Origin of the sequence: Undibacterium sp. TC9W (assembly GCF_049339865.1) — a bacterium.
Classification (GTDB): Bacteria; Pseudomonadota; Gammaproteobacteria; order Burkholderiales; family Burkholderiaceae_D; genus Undibacterium.
The window spans coordinates 23,942-31,312 of sequence record NZ_JBMPPJ010000038.1 but is presented as its reverse complement, the minus strand read 5'-3'; the positions used below and the strand labels follow the sequence as shown (position 1 = coordinate 31,312).

The window sequence follows — 7,371 nt, the reverse complement described above, 5'->3', positions numbered from 1 at the left end:
CACTTCCATCGCTTTGCGCGCCAATCCAGATACCAGGGCATATACCACCAGTACGTGAAATGCGATAACCAGCCCTAAGCCTATAAACTTCTTCCCCGGCTCTTGCTGGCGATTTGAAAAATCCATTCCGGCTGTCTCCTCGATCTTAGAATATGAAGGCGGTAATAATAACCGCTGTTGGTGTTAAATTTGCGTTTCTTGGCTGAAAACTTTTCATATTTTTTTTAGCAAGCATATGAATCCCTGTCCCAAATAATTTGTACTGCTTGATTTGTGCCCCGCCGAGCGCAATTTCCTTGTGTATTTCATCTTCAAAACAGTCAAGCAATAAGCAATATCTGAACCATGTACAAGGTCGGCTTTTGCATCAATAAGGCATCTGTATGGAAGAACTTTGCACTGCATGATGCCTGTTGCGCACTAAAACCAAGATTGCACTCATGAAGCCGTGCTCCAAAAAAGATCTTGCTGTCTTCCACTTGCCTTCCTATTGTCCTACAAAGACCACGGCACTCAGGGCGGGAATCGTAAACCGCCCGCTGATACTCTCATACTTCGCTTCTGCTGCCACACGTTTATCTGCTGCTTGTGTAAGCAAATGTGTAGGATGCAATTGATAGCTGCGCTGGCTTTGTCCGTCTATGGTTAATGATTGCGTCTGTGAGCTGATATTGATGAAATACATGATGGAAGCAAAGTTCGCCCCTGCCAATTGCCTGCCATCCAGATTCGCTGCTATCAGCAAGGGATTTTGCGCGGGGCCGGTATTATAGAAACGCAGGCGCTGTGCGATATCGGACGCAGTCGATAATCTGAACAGGCTGGAACTTGCCCTGATCTGCAATAAATCACGGAATTGATCGCGACTATAGGCAATATCTGCGCGGGTCGGTTTAATATTCGCCTGCTTCAGTGCTGCCTTGATGTAAGGGTAAAACTGGGCATTGTCTTTTTCTGGTGGCAAGCCTGTCGCGAAATAATTGTCGCCATAGCTCCAGTCCAGCCGGTTAAACCAATCGCCTGAATTGAAACTATTGCTGTCCATGGACTTGGAGCGCAGGATATCAACGCCCGCATGGTAATAAGCTACACCCTGGCTGAAAGCTGTTGTTGCCAGGGCCACAGCCTGAATGCGGGCGCGGTCTGCGCTGCTGGTGTCCAGCGGCAGGCGATAGGCATTGATGTCGAACAGGGTCTGGTTGTCGTGGTTCTCTACATAGTTGACGACTTCGCCAGGCTGGCTGGCATAGCCTGCGGGCTGACCAGCATAATCGATGTCCTCTAACTGCCTGGTCTTGCCATCAAAGGTCTGCATGCTGAAGTTGCGTACTGAGCCTGCCAGGCCCAGCCTGAGCATGTCGGCTGCGCGCAAAAGATCCTGCTGTGGCCTGGCCTTGTCGGCCAGGGCGTTTGGCATATAAAACAGGCCATTGATGTAACCCTGGTTTTTGACGATGCCTTCGCCTGCATCGCCATGGCCGCCACCTCGTATGGCATCGCGGGCGCGGTCGCTGAAGCTGCCTATGCCACTGCCATTCAATGATAGCTGTGATGCCTGGACAAAGCGCTTGCCGTCCGCAATTTCACCAAAATTCCAACCTTCCCCGAGGAACTGAATCTGGCGTCCAGTTTCTCGTAACAACCTGGCTTGCATGTCTTCCATTGCCTGTCTGGGTTGGTGTCCCATCAGATCAAAACGGAAGGAGTCAATTTTGTAATGCTGTGCCCACAAGAGTACAGAATCGCTCATCAGCTTGGCCATCATGGCATTTTCTGTGGCGGTATTGTCGCAGCAGGTGGAGCGTTCCATTTGTCCGAGCTGGTTCAGGCGCTGATAGTAGCCGGGGACAATGCGGTCCAATACTGAGTAGGCAGTTTGTCCGGCCCCTGCAGTATGGTTGTAAACCACGTCCATGCCTACGCGCAAACCTGCCTTGTGCAAGGCCATGACCATTTTCCTGAATTCCATGATGCGCCTGGCTCCATCGCTGGCATCGGTGGCATAGCTACCCTCGGGCGCATTATAGTGATATGGCTCATAACCCCAGTTATAACAATCTTTGTCGGCATATTGTGTAGCAATTTTTTGTTGTTCTTCGCCATCGGCCCGGCCTCTGATCATGGGTGTCTGGCAGTCTGCTTCAGGTACGGTGGCAAAGTCAAAGACAGGCAGTAAATGGATGTCTGTCATACCCGCTGCGCTCAGGGCTTGCAAATGGCGCATGCCGTTGGAGTTTGTTTCGCTAAAGGCCAGGTACTTGCCGCGCCAGGCAGGTCTCACCGTTGTGTCATTGATGGAAAAATCCCGTACATGCAATTCATAGACTTGCATGTCGGTCTGATTTTTTACTTTGGTGTTTGGCGTTTGCTCGTCCCAGCCCAGGGGTTTTAATTTGCTGGAAGACAGGTCAGCGATATAACTGCGCTTTGAATCTGTCGTCAGGCTGATGGAGTAGGGGTCGGTAACGCGATTACGTACCTGGCCCCTGCCTGGTACGTAAACATCGATCAGGTAGGTGTAATACTTGCCGGATAAATCCACCCCGGCACTGGCCTGCCAGTTGCCTGTATCGGTATCGGATTGCATGGGCAGTATGCTTGTAGATTTGGCTTTGCCATCTGGGTATAGACAAATCGAAACCCGTTGCGCCGTCGGTGCCCAGACCCGGAATTGTGTCTGCGTTTTATTGGTAGCTGCTGCCTTGCGAATGCTGGCGCCGTAATCATTGAGGCTGCCTGCTGTCTTGTATAAATCATCGAGCGCACCGGCAATTTGCAAGCCCGTGTAATCAATAACCCGGCCTTCATTATCTTCTGCGACGACCATTACTTGTGATTGCTGCAATGAGCGTAATTCTTGCAAACCGATATGTGTAAGTTCATATACCTTGCCCGATCCGATATAGGCAAAGCGTTTCGCAATACCGCTGTCGAGTGTCGCGTCCGATCCGGTCAGTGCAATCACTTCATCAAAGCCGCTTGGTTTAGTGCCCTTGCTGAGTTTGAGTTGAGCTGTCCTGGAGATGTATAGCCTGACTTTGTTGTCCGCTGCCAAGCCAGGCCAGCGTATTAACTTGCTGGAAAGCCAATAGGCACGTGCTTCTGTAGCTGGCATCGCGGCTGGCGATAATGTGCTCTCAATTGGACCTGCATTGCATGCAGCAAGGTCTGTGTCTGGCGCATCGCTGGCGACGGCATGGCTGCCACAAGTTGCGGCACAAGTCGCGAGTACGCACGCCAGCAAAAAGATGAGGCGGCTCTTTGCATGAGCAATGGCTTGTTCAAAAAACAAAACAGTCTCCTGGGTAAAACAAGCTTCTTTACTCTGATTGTAGATATGTTTGAATCACATGAAAGTAGTGTGACTACATAAATAAAATCGAGTTCATGGCTAGTTTTACCGGTTTTATTGTAGCTAAAGTCAGATTTACGCCAATATTTTTTCAAATTCTAACCCAATAATCGCAAATTTGTTAGACATGTGCAGTTGATATATGTAGTATTGCTACATAAAATCTGATCGTGGCCTGCTTTCTTATTTCAGATCCACTCAGGCGCAAAAAAAATGAATGGTGAGATGTTGAGCAATAATCCAAAAAAATCATGCAATGCCGGCCCACGCTTGCTGGCAGACATAGGTGGCACCAATGCACGTTTCGCATTGGAAATAAATAGTCACGAATTTAATGCTATTGCTGTATTGCCATGCAATGCCTATCCTGACTTGCAATCTGCCATCGCCGCCTATTTATCCAGTCCTGAAGTGCTGGCCGTATGCCAGTCGCCGGTAAAAAATGCGGCTATCGCCATTGCCAATCCTGTCGATAGTGATGTGGTGCGCATGACCAATCATCACTGGACTTTTTCCATAGAATCTTTACGGCAGGCTGCCGGGTTTGACAATCTGGTAGTCGTCAATGACTTCACCGCTCTGGCAATGGCCTTGCCGCATCTGGCTGCTAATGAGCGTGTACAGATAGGTGGTGGCCATGCCCAGCCCAATCGCGCCATAGGTTTGATCGGTCCCGGTACCGGCCTGGGTGTGTCCGGCATCATTCCCTCTGGCGGGCACTGGGTCGCATTGTCCAGTGAAGGTGGACATGTGAGTTTTTCTCCCAGCAGTGAGTTGGAGATAGCAATTCTGCGCGAGGTCTGGAAAGAATATCCGCATGCCTCCGCCGAAAGATTGATCTCGGGCATGGGTCTGGAATTGATGTACCGCATCCTGGCGCAAATGGATAAACAGGCCGATACTGAAGCAATGAATGCAGCCGATATCACTCGTCGCGCACTGGATGGCAGTTGTGCAATTTGCACACGCACCGTCGATTATTTTTGCGCCATGCTGGGCACTATCGCAGGTAACCTGGCCATGACACTGGGAGCGACTGGTGGTGTATATATAGGTGGCGGCATAGTGCCGCGCCTGGGTGAGTTTTTTACCCAGTCAGCTTTTCGCCAGCGCTTTGAAGCGAAAGGGCGCTTTGCCGATTATCTGGCGCAAATACCGACTTACCTGATCACGGCAGAGTATCCTGCATTTTTGGGTGTCTCTGCAATATTGAATGAGCGATTATCCTTTTCGGATAGTGCTGATATTTGAATGCGGAGACCCTTAATCGCAGAGACACAGAGGTCTTGCTTTTCAGATTAATAATCAAACTCCATATCCATGAATAACTCTAACAAAGAGCAAACAAGTGACTGGTGGCGTGATGCCGTGATTTACCAGGTCTATCCGCGCAGTTTTTCAGACAGCAATGGCGATGGCATAGGTGATTTGCCTGGTATTACTTCTAAACTTGATTACATTGCCAGCCTGGGCGTCGATATCGTCTGGATTTCGCCTTTCTTCACATCGCCGATGAAAGACTTTGGTTACGACGTGGCAGACTATTGCGATGTCGATCCCATCTTTGGCACGCTGGCTGATTTTGATGCTTTGCTCAAACGCGCGCATGAACTGGGTTTGAAAATCATGATAGACCAGGTCTTGTCGCACTGTTCGGAAGTGCACCCCTGGTTTGTGGAAAGCCGCAAGAGCCGTGACAACTCCAAGGCCGACTGGTATGTGTGGGCCAATCCCAAGGCTGACGGCTCACCGCCGAATAACTGGCTGTCTGTATTTGGCGGTTCTGCCTGGCAGTGGGACGCACGCCGCCGTCAATACTATATGCATAATTTTCTGGTCAGCCAGCCTGACCTGAATTTCCACAACCCTGAAGTGCAACAGGCGCATCTCGACAATATGCGTTTTTGGCTGCAGCGTGGTGTGGATGGTTTCCGTCTTGATGCCTGCAATTTCCATTTCCATGACCAGTCTTTGCGGGATAATCCACCCAGCCAGGTGCGCGATAACAAGACCGTGCAGGACAATAACCCTTATGGCATGCAGGCGCATATCCATGACAAGACGCAGCCAGAGAATCTGGCTTTCCTGGAAAAAATCCGCAGCTTGTTGAATGAATATGGCGCGATCGCCATTGGTGAAGTAGGGGCAGATGATTCGCTGGCAGTGATGGCAGATTACACCGCCGATGGCAATAAATTGCAGATGGCTTATAGCTTCAATTTGCTGACGGCGACGTATTCTGCTGCCTACATACGCCAGCAAGTGGAGGAATACGAAGCGCGGGTCAAAGGTGGTTGGGTATCCTGGTCTGTGGGTAACCATGATTCTGTACGCGTTATGACACGCTGGGGTGGGGCAGGAGCAACGCCGCAATTTGCTAAAATGCTGCTGGCCATGCAAATGGCCTTGAAAGGCACACCCTGCCTGTATCAGGGGGATGAGCTGGCGCTGACAGAAGCCGACATCGCCTATGAAGATATACAAGACCCGTATGGCATTACTTTCTGGCCAGAATTCAAGGGCCGCGATGGTTGCCGCACGCCCATGCCCTGGCAGGCAGATCAGTTAAATGCCGGTTTCGGTTCTGGCAAACCATGGTTGCCGGTTCCGGCGGAACATGCGGCACATGCAGTTTCTGCGCAAGATCAGGATGATCAGTCTGTCTTGAATTTCGCCCGCCATATCCTGGCCTGGCGCAAGAAGTATCCGCAACTCAGCCGGGGAGAAATCAGCTTCTTCGATGCCCCCGATCCTGTATTGGCGATACGCCGTGACCTGGCCGGCAACAATAGTCTGCTGGCGGCATTCAACCTCGGAAGCCAGCCTGTCAGTTTCAACTGGTCAGCAACTCAGAATGCAGTGCAATTGAAGGACGCTGACTTGCCAGGGCAAGTCACCGATGGTCTGGTGGAATTACCAGCCTACGGTGCATGGTTTGGTGAGCTAATGAAGTAAGTGTTTTGCAGAGCGCTTGACAGGGCTGCATGCTGACCGTGCAGCCCTTTTTTTTTGCAGCGCAAACCTTCGACTGTTAGGCGGGTGTTTGAGCATCAACAGAAAATTGCTTGCGATAATTGCCGGGACTGTTAGCAACGATGCGGCGGAAATGGCGGCGCAGGGATTCTTCTGAGCCAAAGCCTGCCAGCTCGGCGATCTGTGGCAGGCTGCTTGCTGGTGACTCCAGCAATTCCTTGGCGATGGCAACGCGTTCACGTATCAGCCATTCACCTGGCGCCATGCCTGTGCTGTCCTTGAAATGGCGTTGCAGGGTGCGGGTACTCATGGCTGCTTTTTCGGCCATCGAGGCCAGATTATGCGGCAGGGCGGGGTTGGATCTGACCCAGTCCATTAACTTGGCCAGACGTGCATGTTCATCTGCGGGCATGGGGCGTGGTACAAACTGTGCCTGCCCACCTTCGCGATGTGGCGGTACCACAAGGCGCTGTGCGACCATATTGGCTACCTTCGCACCATAATCCTTGCGCACCAGATGCAGCAACATATCCAGCCCGGCGGCAGAACCTGCTGAAGTCATGATCTGCCCCTGATCTACATACAAGGCGTTTGCCTGTACCTTGATTTCTGGATAGCGTCTCAGCAATTTTTCGGCATAACGCCAGTGAGTAGTGACGGTTTTGCCATCGAGTATGCCAGCAGCAGCGAGGATGAACACGCCAGAGCAGATTGTGCAGATACGCGCACCACGCGCATGTGCGAGGCGAATTTTTTCCAGTAAAGCTGGCGGTGGCGTTTCATCAGCATCACGCCAGCCAGGGATGATGATAGTGTCAGCCTGATCCAGCATGTCCAGGCCATGCGGCACTTCTACCGTAATACCGCCGGCGGCCCGCAACTTACCAGGCTCGGCAGCGCAGACAGCAAAGTCATACCAGTCCACACCCAGTTCCGGGCGGTTCAGGGCAAACAGTTCAACCGTGCAGCCAAATTCAAAGGTACACAATTGATCATAGGCAAGGGCGACAACAAGATGTGGCTTCATGGCATGATCTTACCGTATC

The 7,371-nt window shown here is 51.3% G+C and carries 4 protein-coding genes; 2 read left to right on the top strand and 2 right to left on the bottom strand.

The genetic code is table 11. The features are described from left to right. Positions 1-487 precede the first annotated feature (487 nt). A complete protein-coding gene (locus tag ACO0LN_RS29315) occupies positions 488-3,292 on the bottom strand; it encodes an alpha-1,6-glucosidase domain-containing protein (protein ID WP_422980126.1) in 2,805 nt (934 codons plus the stop codon). Between the two features lie 273 nt (positions 3,293-3,565). Between ACO0LN_RS29315 and ACO0LN_RS29310 the strand changes: the two genes are divergently transcribed. Beyond that, positions 3,566-4,603 (top strand): glucokinase, encoded by a 1,038-nt coding sequence (locus tag ACO0LN_RS29310; protein ID WP_422980124.1) that lies wholly within the window; start codon positions 3,566-3,568, stop codon positions 4,601-4,603. Positions 4,604-4,672: 69 nt separating this feature from the next. After that, the gene (locus tag ACO0LN_RS29305; RefSeq protein WP_422980122.1) at positions 4,673-6,307 is read left to right on the top strand and encodes an alpha-amylase family glycosyl hydrolase; all 1,635 of its coding nucleotides are present in this window, start codon (positions 4,673-4,675) and stop codon (positions 6,305-6,307) included. Positions 6,308-6,383: 76 nt separating this feature from the next. Here the strand turns inward: ACO0LN_RS29305 and ftrA are convergent, their stop codons facing one another. Then, positions 6,384-7,352 (bottom strand): transcriptional regulator FtrA, encoded by a 969-nt coding sequence (gene ftrA, locus ACO0LN_RS29300; protein ID WP_422980120.1) that lies wholly within the window; start codon positions 7,350-7,352, stop codon positions 6,384-6,386. Between the last annotated feature and the right edge of the window lie 19 nt (positions 7,353-7,371).

What these genes read in the sequence shown, in the direction of transcription:
- ACO0LN_RS29310 (WP_422980124.1), top strand. Translation starts at nt 3,566, where the DNA reads ATGAATGGTGAGATGTTGAGCAATAATCCAAAAAAATCATGCAATGCC.
- ACO0LN_RS29305 (WP_422980122.1), top strand. Translation starts at nt 4,673, where the DNA reads ATGAATAACTCTAACAAAGAGCAAACAAGTGACTGGTGGCGTGATGCC.
- ftrA (WP_422980120.1), bottom strand. Translation starts at nt 7,352, where the DNA reads ATGAAGCCACATCTTGTTGTCGCCCTTGCCTATGATCAATTGTGTACC.